The 15572-nt window shown below is 69.0% G+C and carries 15 protein-coding genes; 7 read left to right on the forward strand and 8 right to left on the reverse strand.

Annotated features, from left to right (window positions below; all coding sequences use genetic code 11):
- Positions 1 to 944, forward strand: a 944-nt coding sequence (locus RH94_RS11625; protein ID WP_143203995.1) for a DDE-type integrase/transposase/recombinase, incomplete at its 5' end; no start/stop codon positions are given.
- Positions 945 to 957: 13 nt separating this feature from the next.
- Here RH94_RS11625 and RH94_RS11630 read toward each other — a convergent pair.
- Positions 958 to 1269, reverse strand: coding sequence for a hypothetical protein (locus RH94_RS11630; RefSeq protein WP_143203996.1), 312 nt, complete (start codon positions 1267 to 1269; stop codon positions 958 to 960).
- 133 nt (positions 1270 to 1402) lie between these two features.
- Here RH94_RS11630 and RH94_RS11635 point away from each other — a divergent pair, with 133 nt between their 5' ends.
- A complete protein-coding gene (locus RH94_RS11635; protein ID WP_073947532.1) occupies positions 1403 to 4534 on the forward strand; it encodes a Tn3 family transposase in 3132 nt (1043 codons plus the stop codon).
- Between the two features lie 133 nt (positions 4535 to 4667).
- Here RH94_RS11635 and RH94_RS11640 read toward each other — a convergent pair whose 3' ends face one another.
- Positions 4668 to 5330 carry a response regulator gene (locus RH94_RS11640; protein ID WP_073947533.1) on the reverse strand — a complete coding sequence of 221 codons (663 nt, stop codon included), beginning with the start codon at positions 5328 to 5330 and terminating at the stop codon, positions 4668 to 4670.
- Positions 5327 to 6511, reverse strand: a complete 1185-nt coding sequence (locus RH94_RS11645; RefSeq protein ID WP_073947534.1) for a sensor histidine kinase — start codon at positions 6509 to 6511, stop codon at positions 5327 to 5329. The genes RH94_RS11640 and RH94_RS11645 overlap by 4 nt, the downstream gene beginning before the upstream one ends.
- A 208-nt stretch (positions 6512 to 6719) precedes the next feature.
- Between RH94_RS11645 and RH94_RS11650 the strand changes: the two genes are divergently transcribed.
- The 3 genes from RH94_RS11650 (at position 6720) to RH94_RS11660 (ending at position 9681) form a co-directional block, all read left to right on the forward strand.
- The gene (locus tag RH94_RS11650) at positions 6720 to 7640 is read left to right on the forward strand and encodes an ATP-binding cassette domain-containing protein (protein ID WP_199880926.1); all 921 of its coding nucleotides are present in this window, start codon (positions 6720 to 6722) and stop codon (positions 7638 to 7640) included.
- Positions 7637 to 8461: a hypothetical protein gene (locus tag RH94_RS11655; protein ID WP_073947536.1), complete on the forward strand. Its 825-nt coding sequence runs from the start codon at positions 7637 to 7639 to the stop codon at positions 8459 to 8461. The genes RH94_RS11650 and RH94_RS11655 overlap by 4 nt, the downstream gene beginning before the upstream one ends.
- A gap of 209 nt (positions 8462 to 8670) precedes the next feature.
- Positions 8671 to 9681 carry a recombinase family protein gene (locus RH94_RS11660; protein ID WP_073947537.1) on the forward strand — a complete coding sequence of 337 codons (1011 nt, stop codon included), beginning with the start codon at positions 8671 to 8673 and terminating at the stop codon, positions 9679 to 9681.
- Positions 9682 to 10005: 324 nt separating this feature from the next.
- Here RH94_RS11660 and RH94_RS11665 read toward each other — a convergent pair whose 3' ends face one another.
- The 3 genes from RH94_RS11665 to RH94_RS11675 form a co-directional block, all read right to left on the reverse strand.
- The gene (locus RH94_RS11665; RefSeq protein ID WP_073947538.1) at positions 10006 to 10191 is read right to left on the reverse strand and encodes a hypothetical protein; all 186 of its coding nucleotides are present in this window, start codon (positions 10189 to 10191) and stop codon (positions 10006 to 10008) included.
- 352 nt (positions 10192 to 10543) lie between these two features.
- Positions 10544 to 10963, reverse strand: coding sequence for an ATP-binding protein (locus RH94_RS11670; RefSeq protein WP_073947539.1), 420 nt, complete (start codon positions 10961 to 10963; stop codon positions 10544 to 10546).
- A complete protein-coding gene (locus RH94_RS11675; RefSeq protein ID WP_073947540.1) occupies positions 10963 to 11166 on the reverse strand; it encodes a hypothetical protein in 204 nt (67 codons plus the stop codon). Before RH94_RS11675 ends, RH94_RS11670 begins: the two co-directional genes overlap by 1 nt.
- Before the next feature lie 177 nt (positions 11167 to 11343).
- On the opposite strand from RH94_RS11675, the gene RH94_RS11680 reads away from it, so the two are divergent.
- Together RH94_RS11680 and RH94_RS11685 are read left to right on the forward strand one after the other, a co-directional pair.
- Positions 11344 to 12222: a helix-turn-helix domain-containing protein gene (locus RH94_RS11680; RefSeq protein WP_073947541.1), complete on the forward strand. Its 879-nt coding sequence runs from the start codon at positions 11344 to 11346 to the stop codon at positions 12220 to 12222.
- Entirely contained in the window at positions 12179 to 12400 is a 222-nt protein-coding gene (locus RH94_RS11685; protein ID WP_073947542.1) for a DUF397 domain-containing protein, read from the forward strand. Before RH94_RS11680 ends, RH94_RS11685 begins: the two co-directional genes overlap by 44 nt.
- Before the next feature lie 81 nt (positions 12401 to 12481).
- On the opposite strand, the gene RH94_RS11690 is transcribed toward RH94_RS11685, so the two are convergent.
- Together RH94_RS11690 and RH94_RS11695 are read right to left on the reverse strand one after the other, a co-directional pair.
- A complete protein-coding gene (locus tag RH94_RS11690; protein WP_073947543.1) occupies positions 12482 to 13711 on the reverse strand; it encodes a M24 family metallopeptidase in 1230 nt (409 codons plus the stop codon).
- Positions 13712 to 13786: 75 nt separating this feature from the next.
- Positions 13787 to 15109 (reverse strand): MFS transporter, encoded by a 1323-nt coding sequence (locus tag RH94_RS11695; RefSeq protein ID WP_073947544.1) that lies wholly within the window; start codon positions 15107 to 15109, stop codon positions 13787 to 13789.
- Positions 15110 to 15572: the final 463 nt, after the last annotated feature.

The raw sequence follows: 15572 nt of genomic DNA on the forward strand, positions 1-15572 counted from the left end.
CCGGCCGCTCCAGGGCCACCCACTACCGCCGGCTCCGTCCCTCACCACCGCGCAGGCCCCGCTCGCCGCAGGTCCAGCCCTCGGCCCTGACGGCAGAGGAACGGGCTGCGGTACTGGAGCTGATGAACAGCGCCGAGTACGCCGAGCTGCCGCCCGCGCAGATCTGGGCCCGCGAACTGGACGCCGGGCGCTACCACTGCTCGGTCTCGACGATGTACCGGATCCTGCGCGAGAAGGGGCAGTCCGGCGAACGCCGCCGCCAGGCCACCCACCCCGCCCAGGCGGTGCCCGAGCTGGTGGCCACCGCACCGTCGCAGGTGTTCACCTGGGACATCACCAAGGCAGCCGGACCGGTCAAGGGCGTCTGGTATCACGCCTACGTCATCATCGACATCTTCAGCCGCTACATCGTCGGCCACACCGTCGAGCGGGCCGAATCGTCCCGGCGGGCCGAGGAGTTGATCCGCGAGACCATCACCCGCAACGGCATCGTGCCGGAGACCGTGCACGCCGATCGCGGCACCTCGATGACCTCCAAGAAGGTCTCGCAGTTGCTGATCGACCTCGGCGTCACGCGGTCGCACTCGCGGCCGAAGACCTCCAACGACAACCCCTACAGCGAGGCCCACTTCAAGACCACGAAGTACATGTCCGACTATCCCGAACGGTTCGATTCGCTGGCCCATGCCCGCGAGTGGTTCGACGCGTTCATCGCGTACTACAACCACGAGCACCGGCATTCGGGGATCGGCTGGCACMCGCCCGCCAGCGTGCACTTCGGCACCGCCGAGGAGGTGCGCGACCAGCGGGCCGTCACCCTCGCCGAGGCATACGCCCGCCACCCCGAACGCTTCGGCCGCCGCCCCCGACCACCCCGGATACCCCAGCAGGCGTGGATCAACGACCCGGCCAGACGCAGGGAACCCGCACCACAAACCTCATAGCGCCCCAACCGTCTCACTGGACTTGAAATCTTCCGTAATCGTCGTCCGGCACGCGCGGTACATAGTCCGGGGCCGTGCGTGCAGCCACGGCCAGCAGTCGAGCAGCAGCCTCTTCCTCGGAGACGGGGGCGAGCCCGAGGGTGTGCAGGAGGCGGTCGCGTTCGGTGTCGAAGTCCGGGTGGTCGGCCCGGAGGTCCGATCCCAGCTCACTGAGCGCGAAGCCCTTCGCCAGGTCCCGCCAGAAGGGCAGTACGGCGATGAGCGTGACGGCCTCGATGAGGTCGGCGCCGATCAGCGTGGCCTGGCCCTCGGAGTCTGCATACACGGCCGTGGGGACCATCGGTACAGCCGTTGGCGCTAAGCACTTGATCTTGGTCGGGTAGCACAGCGATCCAGTCCGGCGCTGGGGTTCGGGGAAAGATCCTCGATCATGGGTGGGGCCTGGCTCCGGTCCGGGCGTGGCGGTCGAATTCTTATCTGATGAGCAGGCTGAGGCGTACGGGAGGTTCGCCGAGGAGCCGACGAGGCCCGAGCTGGAGCGGTTCTTCTTCCTGGATGACGAGGATCGGAAGCTTCTTGCGAAGCGGCGTGGGGATCACAACCGCCTTGGCTTCGCGCTCCAGCTCTGCACGGTGAGGTATATCGGGCTGTTCCTGGAGGACCCCCTCGATGTGCCGTGGCCGGTGGTCGATCACCTGGCCGGGCAGCTGGGGATCGATGACGTCTCCCGCGTCAAGGAGTACACGGATCGGCTGAAGACGGCGTACGAGCACGCGTGGGAGATCCGGGATGCGTACGGCTACCACCAGTTCGAGGATCACGAGTGGGGCCGGAAGTTCCGGGCGTTCCTGCACGGGCGGGCGTGGACGGCGCATTCGGAGGGGCCGAAGGCGTTGTTCGACCATGCGGTGGGCTGGCTGCGCAGGAACCGGGTGCTGCTGCCGGGCGTCTCGGTGCTGGCCCGACAGGTGGCGGAGGTCCGTGCGATCGCGGAGAAGCGGCTGCACGCCACGGTCGCGAAGGCCGTCCGGCGGGCGGACCCGACGTTGCCGGGGGACCTGGTGGCGCTGCTGAAGACGCCGGAGGGGAAGCGGTACTCGTACCTGGAGCAGCTGCGCCGACCGCCGACGCGGACCACGGGCACCGCGATGAAGAACGCGTTGCAGCGGGTGGATGAGATCGCCGCGTTCCAGCTGGGGCGGGTGAAGCTGAACAAGATCCCGCCGAACCGGCTGTCGGCGCTGGCCCGGTACGGGCTGGGCACGAAGGCGGCGAAGCTGGAGCGGACCAGTGAGCCGAAGCGCACGGCGATGCTCGCCGCGGTGATGCGGCATCTGGAGGCGAAGGCGATTGATGACGCGCTGGACCTGTTCGAGGTGCTGATGGCCACTCGGTTGATCAGCACGACGAAGCGGGCCACGGACAAGGAACGGCTGTCCACGCTGCCGCAATTGGAGAAGGCATCAAGGATTGTGGCCAGGGCCTCGAAGGTGTTCATCGAGGAGCTGGAGCTGCTGGAGGAGACCGGCTGCGATCCGGATGTGGTGGCGCTGTGGCGGGCCTTGGAGGAGGTCGCGCCCCGGGCCGAGTTGTCCAGTGCGGCGGCCACGGTGGTGAGCCTGGTGCCGGAGGACGATGGCTCGGCGGAGATCGCCATGCGCAACGCGCTGGCGTTGCGCTACAACACGGTCAAGCCGTTCCTGGCCCTGCTGGGCGAGACCTCCATGCTGGGGGCGGCGACCGGCGGGAGGCGGGTGCTGGCGGGGGTGAAGCGGCTGCCCGCTCTGGCGAGGCGCCGGGTGGCGGAGAAGCCGCTGCTGCCACGGGAGATCGACGACAAGCTGGTGCCGCCGGTGTGGCGTAAGGCGGTGTACGCGAACGCCGAGCTGCCGGAGGGTGCGGTGGACCGCGACGCGTACGTGGTGTGCGTGCTGGAGCAGCTCTTCCGCGCCCTGAAGCGCCGGGACGTGTTCGCTTCCCCCTCGCACCGCTGGTCCGACCCGCGTGCCCGCCTGCTGGACGGCAAGGAGTGGGAGGCCGTGCGTGAGGACGTCCTGGCGGGTCTGAGCCTGGACGAGGACGCCGAGCAGCACCTTCGGGACCTGGTCGCCGTGCTGGACGCGGCGTGGAGGCAGATGGCCGAGCGGCTGGAGGAGGCCGGCGCCGACGCGAAGATCAGCATCGAGGTGCAGCCGAACGGGCGGGCGAAGCTGAATGTGGAGAAGCTGCACGCGCTGGGCGAGCCGAAGTCGCTTGCCTGGCTACGCAAGCGGGTGGAGAAGATGCTCCCGAAGATCGACCTGCCGGACCTGCTGTTCGAGGTGCACGCCTGGACGGGGTTCCTGGACGCCTTCGTGCACCTGGGCGACGGGAAGACCCGCATGAAGGATCTGCCCACTTCGCTCGTGGCGCTCTTGGTGAGCGAGGCATGCAATATCGGGATGACCCCGGTCATCAACCCGAACGTCGAGGCCCTGACCCGCTCCCGTCTGGTCCACGTCGACCAGTACTACCTGCGCGCCGACACCATCGCCGCGGCCAACGCCACCCTGATCGAGGCCCAGGCCCAGGTGCCCATCGTCAAGTTCTGGGGCAAGGGACTGCTGGCCTCCGTCGACGGCCTGCGCTTTGTCGTCCCCGTCCGCACCATCAACGCCGCCCCCTCGCCCAAGTACTTCGCGAAGAAGAAGGGCATCACCTGGCTCAACGCGATCAATGACCAGGTCGTCGGAATCGGGCAGATGGTGGTTCCCGGTACCACGCGCGACTCCCTGTTCATCCTGGACGCTTTGTTGAACTTGGACGGCGGGGTGAAGCCGGAGATGGTCGCCACCGACCACGCCTCGTACTCCGACATGGTCTTCGGCATCTTCAAGATGCTCGGCTACCGCTTCTCCCCGCGGTTCAAGGACCTCGAAGACCAGCGGTTCTGGAAGGCTCAGATGCCCGGCGGCAAGGCTCTTCCCAGCTACGGGCCGCTGGAGGCGCTGGCCCGCAACAGGGTGAACGTGAAGAAGGTGCTCACCGCCTGGCCGGACATGCTGCGGGTGGCAGGCTCCCTGGTCACCAACCAGGTCCGGGCCTACGACCTGCTGCGGATGTTCGGCCGCGAGGGCCATCCCACCCCGCTGGGGCAGGCGTTCGCCGAGTACGGGCGGATCGCCAAGACCCTGCACCTGCTCGCCGTCGTCGACCCCATGGACGACACCTACCGACGGCAGATGCACAAGCAGCTCACCGTCCAGGAGTCCCGGCACAAGCTGGCCCGGGACATCTGCCACGGCAAGAAGGGCACCATCCACCAGGCGTACCGGGACGGGATGGAGGACCAGCTCGGCTCACTCGGCCTCGTGCTGAACGCGGTAGTCCTCTGGACGACCCGCTATATCGACGCCGCGGTTGCCCTGCTCCGCGCCGAGGGCCACGAGACCAAGGACGAGGACGTCACCCGGCTATCTCCGCTCAAGCACAAGAATTTGAACTGCCTGGGCCGTTACAGCTTCACCGCCTCCCAGCCGGTTGACGGGCTGCGGCCCCTGCGCGACCCGGACGCCGTCAACCTCGACGATGACGACGACGGAGAGGACTGAGCCAGGCCGGGACCGGCCAGTCCTGTTTACAGCCGCAGTGGGTGGCGTGGTGGCGGTTGCTCCTCCAGCGGCTCGTACACGAGGCGGGAGCGACAGGGCATTTCCGACTTCACCATGGGGGCCAGGGACGCCATCAGCGAGGCAGCGTGACGAGCCCCATCTCATAGGCAGTGATGACGAGCTGGACCCGGTCCCGGGCGCCCAGTTTGGTGAGCAGCCGTGACACGTGCGACTTGGCGGTGGCCACCGTGATGAAGAGGTCCTCGGCGATCTCGGTGTTCGACCGACCGCGTCCGACCAGGGTCAGCACTTCCCGTTCCCGCTCGGTGATGCCCTCGACCGGCCGTGGGGAGCGCTCCGGGGCGGCCGCGGGGCGCCCGATGAAATCTGCGATCAGACGGCGCGTCACACCCGGCGCGATCAGTGCGTCGCCGGCGGCGACCACGCGGATCGCCGCGAGGATGTCGTCCAGCGCCATGTCCTTGACCACGAAGCCGCTCGCTCCGGCCCGGAGCGCTCCGTAGACATGGTCGTCCTCGTCGAAGGTGGTCAGGACGAGGACGCGTGTGGTCGCCGGACCGGCCGTGATCAGGCGGGTGGCCTCGATCCCGTCCAGGCCGGGCATCCGGATGTCCATCACCACGACGTCGGGGCCGAGGTCGCCGACGAGCCGGACCGCTTCGGAGCCGGTGGCGGCCTCACCGACGACCTCCAGGTCCGGGTGATCGGCCATGATCACGCGGAGACCGGACCGCACCAACGGCTGGTCGTCGGCGAGCACCACCCGGACGGTCACCGGGCCTCCACCGGAACTCCGACGGGTGCGGGCAGCGGCAGCCTGGCCGCCACCCGGAAGCCACCCTCGGGGCGCGGCCCGGCGCTGAGGTGGCCGTGCAGCAGGCCGACCCGCTCCCGCATGCCGACAAGGCCGAAGCCGTGGGCCAAGCCGTTCTCGGCGGCGCCGCACCCGTCGTCGACGACCTCCACGGACAGCTCCTCGTCCCCGTAGTCGATGGCCACCCGGCAGCGCCCGGTACGCGCGTGCCGGACCACGTTGGTCAGCGCCTCCTGCACGATGCGGTAGGCGGACAGGTCGATGTCGGCCGGCACAGGACGCTGCTCCCCGCTGCAGCGCACGTCGACGCGTACCCCCGCGCCCGCGGTCGCTGCCGCCAGCCGTTCGACGTCCGCCAGGCCCGGCGAGGGTGCGAGCGGTGACTGCTCCGAGACGGTCGCGCCCCGGTCGGCCTGACGGAGCGACACCAGCGTGCGCCGAAGGCCCGACAGGGTCTCTCTGCTGGTGGCCTCGATGGCGCATAGGGCCTCGCGCGCCTGTGCCGGCTGGGTCTGGATGACCCGGCTGCCCACACCGGCCTGGATGGCGATGATGCCGATGCTGTGCGCGACCATGTCGTGCAGCTCCCGTGCGATCCGCAGCCGTTCGGCGGTCACGGCCTCGGCCACCTCCTGCGAACGCAGCGCCGCCGCGTGCTCGCGGCGCTCGCGACTCAGCAGACCGGCCATGCAGGATGCGGCCATCGCCAGGAGGGCGATCACCCCGTTGACGGTCAGATTGTCCCCATGCGCGAAGAGGCCGATCACCAGAAGTTGCACGGCGAAGGACACGGCAACGGCGATGATCGAAGCCCGCCGTGTGCAGGTGGCGACGATGAAACCCAGTACGAGGTCCACCGCCAGATACGACAGGAACTGGCCCTGGTACGACGCCTCCAGGCCCTCATGGACGGTACTCGGGGAACTCGGAGGGCCCACCACCACAGCAGTGGATCCGAAGAGAGCCATGACCAGAGCCAGCAGCGGCATCCGTCGCACCACGCCGACGAGCAGGCTCACAGCCAGCAGTGCCCCGACACCGTGGACGGTGCCCGACGCCCGCGGCGCGCCCCCCACCAGCAGACCCACCACGAGGAGGTAAGAGGCACCCCCCGCCCAGGCCACGGCTTTGGTTCTCGTCATCGGCGGCACTCTCTCCCGGGAACAACGCCGTGATGCGCGACGCGCGCAGGCAACGGCGTGATCGTCATGGGGTTCACGCCGCGAGACTAACCGGCCATCGCCGGCGCGGCATCAGCCCGGGGACGTACGCCCACGGGTCAACCCGGTCGCACGATTGCCGCCCACGGCCCCATGTCCGGACGGGGGTCCGCTCGGCAGTGTGGGTGCCGTGATCGAAGTCAGCGAACTCACCAAGCGCTACGGCAGCAAGACGGCCGTCGACCATCTGTCTTTCACCGTGCGGCCGGGCCAGGTCACCGGATTCCTCGGCCCCAACGGAGCCGGCAAGTCCACCACCCTGCGGATGATCCTCGCCTTGGACGCGCCGACCAGCGGCACCGCCACCGTCGACGGCGTCCCCTTCCACCGCCACCCGCGCGGACTGCGGCACGTCGGCGCCCTCCTCGACGCCGGACAGGTCCACGGCGGACGCAGCGCCGCGGCCCACCTGTCCGCCCTGGCACGCAGCAACGGCATCCCGCGGCGCCGGGTCGACGAGGTGCTTCAGGAGGTGGGCCTGGCCGAGGTGGCGAACCGCCGCATCGGTGGATTCTCCCTCGGCATGAAGCAGCGCCTCGGCATCGCCACCGCCCTGCTCGGCGACCCGCCCGTGCTCATGTTCGACGAGCCGATCAACGGCATGGACCCGGAGGGCGTGCTCTGGGTACGCCGACTCTTCCGGCGCCTGGCAGCCGAGGGGCGCACGGTCTTCCTCTCCAGCCACCTGATGTCGGAGATGGAGAACACCGCCGACCAACTGGTCATCATCGGCCGGGGCCGCCTCATCGCCGCCGAGTCGGTACGGGACTTCGCGGCCCGCGGCACCCGCCGCAGCGTCGTGGTGGCGACTCCGCAGGCCGCCGAGCTGGCAGCCGTGCTGACCGCGGCGGGCGCCTCAGTCGAGCCGGAGGGCTCGGCCGGCGCCGAGAGGCTCGCCGTGACCGGGCTCCCGGCGGACCGGATCGGAGCGCTCGCCTTCGAGAACCGCATCCGGCTGGACGAACTGACCACCCGCGCCGCCTCACTGGAAGCGGCCTTCATGGAACTCACCGCCGACAGCACCGAATACCTGGCAGGACAGCCCCGATGACCACACTCACCTCCGTCCCCCGAGTCACCCCCGCCGCCGAGCCGCCCGCCCGCTTCCGTGACCTGCTCGCCTCCGAGTGGATCAAGACGCGGTCCCTGCGCTCCACTCCGTGGACGATCGCACTCACCGTCCTGTTCGTCATCGGGTCCGCCGCCGTGGCCACGATGTCGGACAACGCCGCGCGCTCCGGCCCCGCCGACTTCCTGCCCTTCGACGCCTACCCACCGGCCGGCTCCTGGACGCTGATACTCGTCGCCAGCAGCATCGGCGCCCTCACCGTGGTGAGCGAATACAGCAGCGGCCTGATCCGCACCACCACCGTGGCCGTCCCAGCCCGCGGCTCGGTCGTGCTGGCCAAGGCGGCCGTCACCGCCGCGCTGTGGACCGCGGTCGGCACGGTCACCTCCACCGGTTCCTTCCTGGTCTCACAGGCCATCCTGAACGGGCATCACGCCGGCGTTCCGATCACCCACCCCGGAGTGTTCCGGGCGCTGGCGGCATCCGCGTTGCTGGCCCCGGTCTGCGCCCTCGTCGGTCTGGGCCTCGGCGTCCTGCTCCGGCACGCCGCCGCGACCATGGTCACCAGCGTCTTCACCCTGCTGATGCTGCCCACCATGTTCTCGGAGAGCAACCGCTGGTCGGCGGACATCAAACACGCGCTGGTGTCGGCCGCCTGGAAGCGCCTGGCTCAGAACTGGGAACCGGACCCCGGATCCCTGGGCTACACCGCCACGGTCTCCGGCTCCTGGCTCGTGTACGCGCTCTGGCCGCTGATCACGGTCGCACTCGCCGTGCTCGTCGTGAGGCGTCGCGATGTGTGAACGTGCCTCCAGGGGCGGGCATCGTGCCCTGAAGGCACGCTCCGGGGGCCCGGTAGCTTGTCGCAGCTTTGATGACGGGCTCTCATAAATGGTCATCTGTGAGAGTTCTGCGAGAGGCTCGGAGGCGCTCACGTTTCCCCAGGTCGCCGTTCGCAAAAGTTCTCTCGAAACCCGCGCGTTGTGCGAGGCACTACTGAGAAACTGCCGCCATGGATTTGACGCCCGACCAGGCCGCATTGGCGGTAGAACGTCACGAATGCCCGAACTGTGACGCACCCGTCGGCAGCGCCTGCCGCACTCGGGGCGGGAAGACCGCCGCGAAGTACCACACCCCGCGCTTCGTCCTCGTCCCCGCGCTCCGCGAGGAACTGGAGATCCCGGTGCCCGCCGACCGCGGCCCCGGCCGCGCATGGAAGCAGGGGCCCGCGCTCGTGGTGGTGCCCGCGCCCCGCACTGAGCGGCCGGTGAGGATCGGGTACGCCCGCACGTCGACCGCCCGGCAGGAGCTGGCGAGCCAGCTCGAAGCCCTCCGCCGGGCGGAGTGCCACAAAGTCTTCTCCGAGCAGATCAGCACCCGGGTCAAGGTCCGGCCCGAGCTGAAGAAGGCACTCGCGCTGGCCCACCAGTTCAAGGAGGCCGCACCCGAGACACCGGTCATCTTCACCGTCCACGAACTCAAGCGCCTGGCCCGCAACGCCGCCGAGCTGATGACGCTGTCCGCCGAGCTCCAGGCCGGCGGTATCCAGCTCGAACTCCTCACCGGCCCGCTGACCGGCATCTACGACCCAGGCGGCATGGGCGCCATGTTCTTCGCTGTCCTCGCCGTCGCCGGGCAGATCGAGCGCAACTACATCCGGGAGAAGACCCTCGAAGGCCAGGTCATCGCCGCCTCCAAGGGCAACCACGGCGGACGCCCGAAGGTCATCGACGACGACATGCTCACCTTCGCTGTCGCACTCAAGGACAAGGGCGTCCCCGTCCCCGAGATCGCAAAGAAACTCACGATCAAGGTTGGGAAGAACGCGGGCAAGTCCCCATCGGTCGCCTCGCTCTACCGGGCCCTGGCCGAAGCCGAGGCCGCCACGGTGGACGACGGCATGCCGCTCAGGCCCAAGCCCGTACGCATCCGCCGCCCCGAGGACCCGCTCACCCCCGAAGAGATCGACCTCCGCGACCGCCTCCAGGCCCAGCCCCACCCGAGCGCGGAGACCCGCAGATAGCGACCATGATCAAGGGCTTAGCGCCAACGGCTGTACCGATGGTCCCCAAGGCCGATACAGGACAGGCCGCTCCCCGGCCCCGGCTTCCCCGCAGAGGAAGTACGTGCCGTCGGCACCACATCCGGCTATCGGGTGCAGCGGCCTTCCCGACGGGAGGACAAGGTCCTCGATGGGGTCCCGGCGGTCGATGTCGAAGTCGCCTGGCCAGGCCAGCGCGGCAGCCGGCGACGGGTCCTGCTCGAGGCGGCGGAGCAGAGCGTCTGATGCGGTCATGGCAGGAGATCGGAGGTTTTCACCACAACGCCACGCGAGCAGGAGTACAGCTCACAGGCGGCCCTCCTGGGCCGCGGCGATGACGTCCACGGTCACGGCTTCCTCGCCATGCTCAGCGGCGTAGGCCCGGACGCGCGCGAGTGGGGTGCCCGGAGGCGGCTCGTCAGCAAGCTCGGTGCCGGTGACCTGGAGGGCGAAGCGGAGGCCGATGTCGAAGGCGTCGTGATCGTTGGACACAGCTTCACGATAACGCCGGTCTTCAGGCCTGCTGACCGGGGCTCCGGTCCGGGCTGTCACGGGCCCGGGCCGCCTTGTTGATCGCTTTGAATCCGGCATCGTAGTGAAGGAGTCAGGCTGGAGAGTTCCGCGGCTGTGGTGCCGTCAAGTCCATTGCTCCCAGACCATGGTGTCCCGTTCTGTGCCCGGCGCGCGGAACAGACGACCGCAGGCGCTCGTGTCCATGGGGGAGGCCTCGCTCACACCGCCATGATGACGAATTGGGTATCCGGGCATGGGGCAGACCCGTGCCCTGCCCCATGTCCTTCGAGCCGCTCGCGGTGGTTCCCTCCAGCGTTCCGGCAGGCAGCCGCTACTGGCCGATCGCTTCCCCGCTGGCGGCCATGTCTCGCGAACCGTCGTGGATGGCCTCTGTCTCGCACCACACCGTCTTGGTGTCGGCCCCTTGGTCCACGCCCCACCGCAGGGCCAGCGCGTCGAGCAGGGCGAGGCCGCGACCGGTTTCGGCGTCCTCGTCGGCCGCCGGGCACAGGACGGGCAGGGCGCGCGGGTCCGGGTCGGTGATCTCAAGACGCGTACGGTCCTGGGCGCAGGACACGCGGACGGTCACGGGGACGCCCTCGCCGAGGTGGCGGATGACGTTGGTGAGGAGTTCGCTCGCGCAGAGCTGGAGGTCGGCGCAGGGGCCGCCCAGGTAGGCGCGCAGTTCCCGGCGGACCTCGCGCACCTCCTTCGAGGTGGCGAGCAACTCCAGCGTCAGGGGCGGCCGCATCACGCAACCCCCTTGCGCAGGGCGGCGATCAGGGCGCGGGCGGTGTGCAGGTTGCAGTTGCCCAGCGCGATGAGGGGCCGGGTGGGGCAGCGGGCGGCGAAGGTCGGCAGGTCGACGCCGAGGGACGGCAGCGTGATGCCGTGGGCGGCGAGAGCGGCCCGCAACTCCTCGGCGCAGTCCTGTACGTCGGAGTGGTCGTGCATGGGGGGTCACACCTTCCAGTGCGCTCTGTGACGAACTGCTCACAGGGTGACGTCATGGTGCGTACCGTGAAAGAGGTTCAGGCTCCCGGCTCTGAACTGCGCGTATGCGCCGTGCGGTTGGTACAGGAGCGGGAAACGCCGGGCAGCGGGCGGTAACGGCACCAAGGGCGGTGAACGATGGGACAGCGCAAGGACATCGACGGCTCGGCAGGCGTCCCCACCTTCTACGGCAGCGAGTTGCGGTGGAAACGGGAAGAGGCCGGGCTCACGCTCACGCAGTTGGTCGAGGGCAGCTTCTACGGCCCGAGCCACCTCAGCGAGATCGAACGGGGCGAGCGCCGGATGCCGGCGGAACTGGCCGAGCACGTGGACAAGGTGCTGGGCACGGACGGCTTCTTCAAGCGCCGCTGCGAGGACGTGCGGAAGGCCAAACGGCGGGGCCACGCCCGTTACTTCGAGCGGGTGCTGGAGGCGGAGAAGCACGCGGAGACCATCGAGGAGTGGTGCCCGACCCTGTTTCCGGGCCTGTTGCAGACGGAGGCGTACGCGCGGGCGGTGGTGCGGTCGGCCCATCCGCTGATCCCGGACGACGAGGTGGAGGAGAAGGTCGCCGCCCGCATGGCGCGGTCCCGTCTCTTCGAGGACAACCACAGGACGCCGGAGTACTGGGCGATCCTTCCCGAGTCGCTGCTGCGTCAGCCGATCCTTCCGTCGGAGCAGGCGGTAGAACAGTTGGAGCGGATCGCGGCGCTGGCCAGGCGCCGCCGGATCGTTCCACAGATCCTTCCGTGGAACGGAGAGCCGCATCCCCTGATGCTGGGTACGGCCATGGTCATGACCTTCCCCGACGCCCCGCCCTTGGTCTACACGGAGGCGCAGTACAGCGGGGACACCATCGACGATCCGGCCCTCGTGAAGCAGTACCGCAAGGCATACGATCGGCTCAGGGCCGCCGCACTGCCACCGGAGGCGTCCCTCGCCCTGATCGAGGAAGCGGCTGAGGATGACCGAAATGGCAAACAACGGGATCGACTTGAGCACGGCCGTCTGGCGTAAGAGCAGCTACAGCAACGGAGACGGCGGGAACTGCGTCGAGGTCGCCGACGGTCTCACGGGCATCGTCCCCGTCCGCGACTCCAAGCTCCCCCAGGGGCCGTTCCTCACGGTCACGGCTCCCGCCTGGACGTCGTTCGTCACCGGCCTGAAGGACGGCCCCGGGCAGCGGACTCCGTAGGTCCGGGGGCGCAGGCGGCCGTACGGGTGCCGCACCGGCCGAGCTCGCCGGTGCGGCACCCGTGTGACGGCGGTTTCCCGGTCAGACGCCCAGGATGTTGTGCTCCGGGCCGAAGGGGAACTTGGTGATGTTCTCGGCGCCGTTCTCGGTGACGACCAGGATGTCGTGCTCGCGGTAGCCGCCGGCGCCCGGCTGGCCCTCGGGAACCATGATCATCGGCTCCATGGAGACCACCATGTTCGGCTGCAGCACGGTGTCGATGTCCTCGCGGAGTTCGAGGCCGGCCTCGCGCCCGTAGTAGTGGGACAGCACGCCGAAGGAGTGGCCGTAGCCGAAGGTGCGGTTCGGCAGCAGGTTGTGGGAGATGTAGATCTCGTTGAGGGTGTGGGCGATCTCGGCGCAGCTGATGCCCGGCTTGATCAGCTCCAGGCCGCGGCGGTGGACCTCGACGTTGATCTCCCAGAGCTCGAGCGAGCGGGCGTCGGGCTCGCCGTAGAACAGGGTCCGCTCCAGGGCCGTGTAGTAGCCGGAGATCATCGGGAAGCAGTTGAGGCTGAGGATGTCGCCGCGTCCCACCTTGCGCGTGGTCGGCCAGTTGTGGGCGCCGTCGGTGTTGATGCCCGACTGGAACCACACCCAGGTGTCGCGGATCTCGGTGTGCGGGTAGGCGCGGGCGATCTCGCGGACCATGGCGTCGGTGCCGGCCAGCGCGACCTCGTACTCCGAGACGCCCTCGTGGATGGCCGCGCGGATGGCCTCGCCGCCCAGGTCGCCGACGCGGGCGCCCTCCTTGATCAGGACGATCTCCTCGTCCGACTTGATCATCCGCTGCCGCATGGCGGCCTGCGCGATGTCGGTGAACTCGGCGCCGGGGAAGGCGGCTTCGAACTTCCGCAGGGTGTCCAGCGGCAGGCTGTCGTGCTCGACGCCGATCCGGCGCGGCGCGACGCCCCGGCCCTTCAGCGTCTCCTGGATGACGTGGATGTAGTTGTCGCGGTGCCAGTCGGTGTACACGACGTTGTCACCGAAGGTGCGCCGCCACGGCATGCCGGCGTCGATGTTCGCGGAGACGGTGATCTGGTCGTCCGCGGTGACGATCAGCGCGTAGGGGCGGCCGAAGGAGGTGTAGAGGAAGTCGGAGTAGTACTTGATGTTGTGGTACGAGGTGAAGAGGGTGACGTCGACCTCGGCCTCGGCCATCGCCTTGCGGAGCAGGGTCAGCCGGCGCTCCATCTCGGCGTCGGAGAACGTCTGCCGCTCCTTCTCGCCGTTGTGGATCAGCTTCAGGCGCTCGAGCTCAGCAGCGGACACGGGTACTCCTTTTCATGGGGGTGATGTGGGGTGAAGGGTGGTCGGTGGGTGGTCGTGAGTGGCCGGCGGGCGGGCCTAGCTCTCGCGGAGCGGCTCGCGTGAGGTCTCCTTGGAGGACAGCACGGCCCAGAGCGAGACCAGCGCCGCGACGGCGAGGTACCAGGCGGGGGAGAGGCTGCTGCCCGTCCAGGAGATGAGCAGCGTGGCGACGAAGGCCGCGGTGCCGCCGAACAGGGCGTTCGCCATGTTGAAGCTGATGGCGAAGCCGCTGTACCGGACCCGGGTCGGGAACTGCTCGGCCAGGAAGCTGGGCAGCGTCCCGTCGTTGAGCGAGAGCATCCCGCCCAGCAGCACCTGGATCACGATGACGGTCAGCAGTCCGGCGCCGTCCAGCAGCATGAAGGCCGGCACGGTGCACACCGTGAACAGGACGGACGCGGTGATCAGCATCTTCTTCCGGCCGAACCGGTCCGAGGCCAGGCCGGTGAAGAAGATGCAGGCGATGTACGCCGCGAGCGAGACGGTGGTGGTGAGGAACGACTCGGTGGCGCCGAAGTGGAGTTCTTCCGAAAGATACGTCGGCATGTAACTGAGCAGCATGTAGAAGGCGACCGCGTTGAGCACGGTGGCGCCCATCGCGAGTACCAGCGGGCGCCGGTTGGCGCGCAGCATCTGCTTGGCCGGGGTCGGCGCGACCTCCTGGTCCTCCAGGGCGCGGAACGCCGGGGTGTCCTCCAGACGCAGCCGGATGTAGCGGCCGATCAGGCCCATCGGAGCGGCGAGGAGGAAGGGCAGGCGCCAGCCCCAGCTGTGCATCTGCCCGTCGGAGAGGATTCCGCTGAGCAGCGCCGCGAGCAGGGATCCGAGCAACAGGCCGGACGCGGTGCTCGCCGGGACCACGGAGGCATACAGTCCGCGCCGGCCGGGCGGGGCGTACTCGACCAGGAAGGCGGAGGCGCCGGCGTACTCGCCGGAGGCGGAGAACCCCTGGACGATCCGCACGAGCAGCAGCAACAGCGGTGCGAGCAGGCCGACCGCGCGGTAGGTGGGCAGCAGGGCGATGCAGAAGGTCGCCACGGACATGATCACGATGGACAGCGACAGCGCGTTGCGCCGGCCGACCTTGTCACCGATGTGTCCCCAGACGAATCCCCCTATGGGGCGGACGAAGAAGGAGACGGCGAAGACGACGAACGTGGCCAGCAGAGCCGTCGTGCGATCGGTGTCGGGAAAGAAAACGGTGGAGATGGTCGCCGCCAGATAGCCGTAGGCGGCGTAGTCGAACCACTCGACGAAATTGCCGATGAAGCTGGCCGCCACCACGCGGCGGCGCGTCGAGGGGGCCACGGAGGTGTCCACTCCGACCTCCGGGGGACCGGCGACATCGGTGGCGGACATAATAGGTGAAGCGGATGAAATGGGTGGGGCGGCTGGCTGCCCCGTCAGGCTCGGCTGGTCGCTCATGGAACCGGCTCCCAAGCATCAGGTTGCGTGTGCAGCAACGATGTTGCAGACCGTAAGTCGACACTCTGGGGTCGAGCAAGATGTTCAGCCATGATTTTTCCAAAGTCGCACCTCTGTTGCGTAGAAAGCAACGAGCCGCCGACTCGAGGTCGGCGGCTCCAGGGGGCGGCTTTAGAGGCCGGGCGGGCGGAGGAGTGGAAGCGCGAAGGTCAGAGGGGTGGAAGGGCAGAAGGGCGGAGGGGTGGAGAGCAGGGGGGCGGAAGGGCGGAGGGGTGGAGAGCAAGGGGGCGGAAGGGGCTGACCGGTCCGCTCAGATCGCGTCGCGGATCGCCCGCTCGAAGCCCACGACGTGGCTGCGCGCCAGCTCCGACGCCTTGTCGGGGTCGCCGTCGCAGAT

This window comes from Streptomyces kebangsaanensis (assembly GCF_001906585.1).
Lineage (GTDB): Bacteria > Actinomycetota > Actinomycetes > Streptomycetales > Streptomycetaceae > Streptomyces > Streptomyces kebangsaanensis.

What these genes read in the sequence shown, in the direction of transcription:
- RH94_RS11645 (WP_073947534.1), bottom strand. Translation starts at nt 6,511, where the DNA reads ATGACGAGAACCAAAGCCGTGGCCTGGGCGGGGGGTGCCTCTTACCTC.
- RH94_RS11655 (WP_073947536.1), top strand. Translation starts at nt 7,637, where the DNA reads ATGACCACACTCACCTCCGTCCCCCGAGTCACCCCCGCCGCCGAGCCG.
- RH94_RS11660 (WP_073947537.1), top strand. Translation starts at nt 8,671, where the DNA reads ATGGATTTGACGCCCGACCAGGCCGCATTGGCGGTAGAACGTCACGAA.
- RH94_RS11670 (WP_073947539.1), bottom strand. Translation starts at nt 10,963, where the DNA reads ATGCGGCCGCCCCTGACGCTGGAGTTGCTCGCCACCTCGAAGGAGGTG.
- RH94_RS11675 (WP_073947540.1), bottom strand. Translation starts at nt 11,166, where the DNA reads ATGCACGACCACTCCGACGTACAGGACTGCGCCGAGGAGTTGCGGGCC.
- RH94_RS11680 (WP_073947541.1), top strand. Translation starts at nt 11,344, where the DNA reads ATGGGACAGCGCAAGGACATCGACGGCTCGGCAGGCGTCCCCACCTTC.
- RH94_RS11685 (WP_073947542.1), top strand. Translation starts at nt 12,179, where the DNA reads ATGGCAAACAACGGGATCGACTTGAGCACGGCCGTCTGGCGTAAGAGC.
- RH94_RS11695 (WP_073947544.1), bottom strand. Translation starts at nt 15,109, where the DNA reads ATGTCCGCCACCGATGTCGCCGGTCCCCCGGAGGTCGGAGTGGACACC.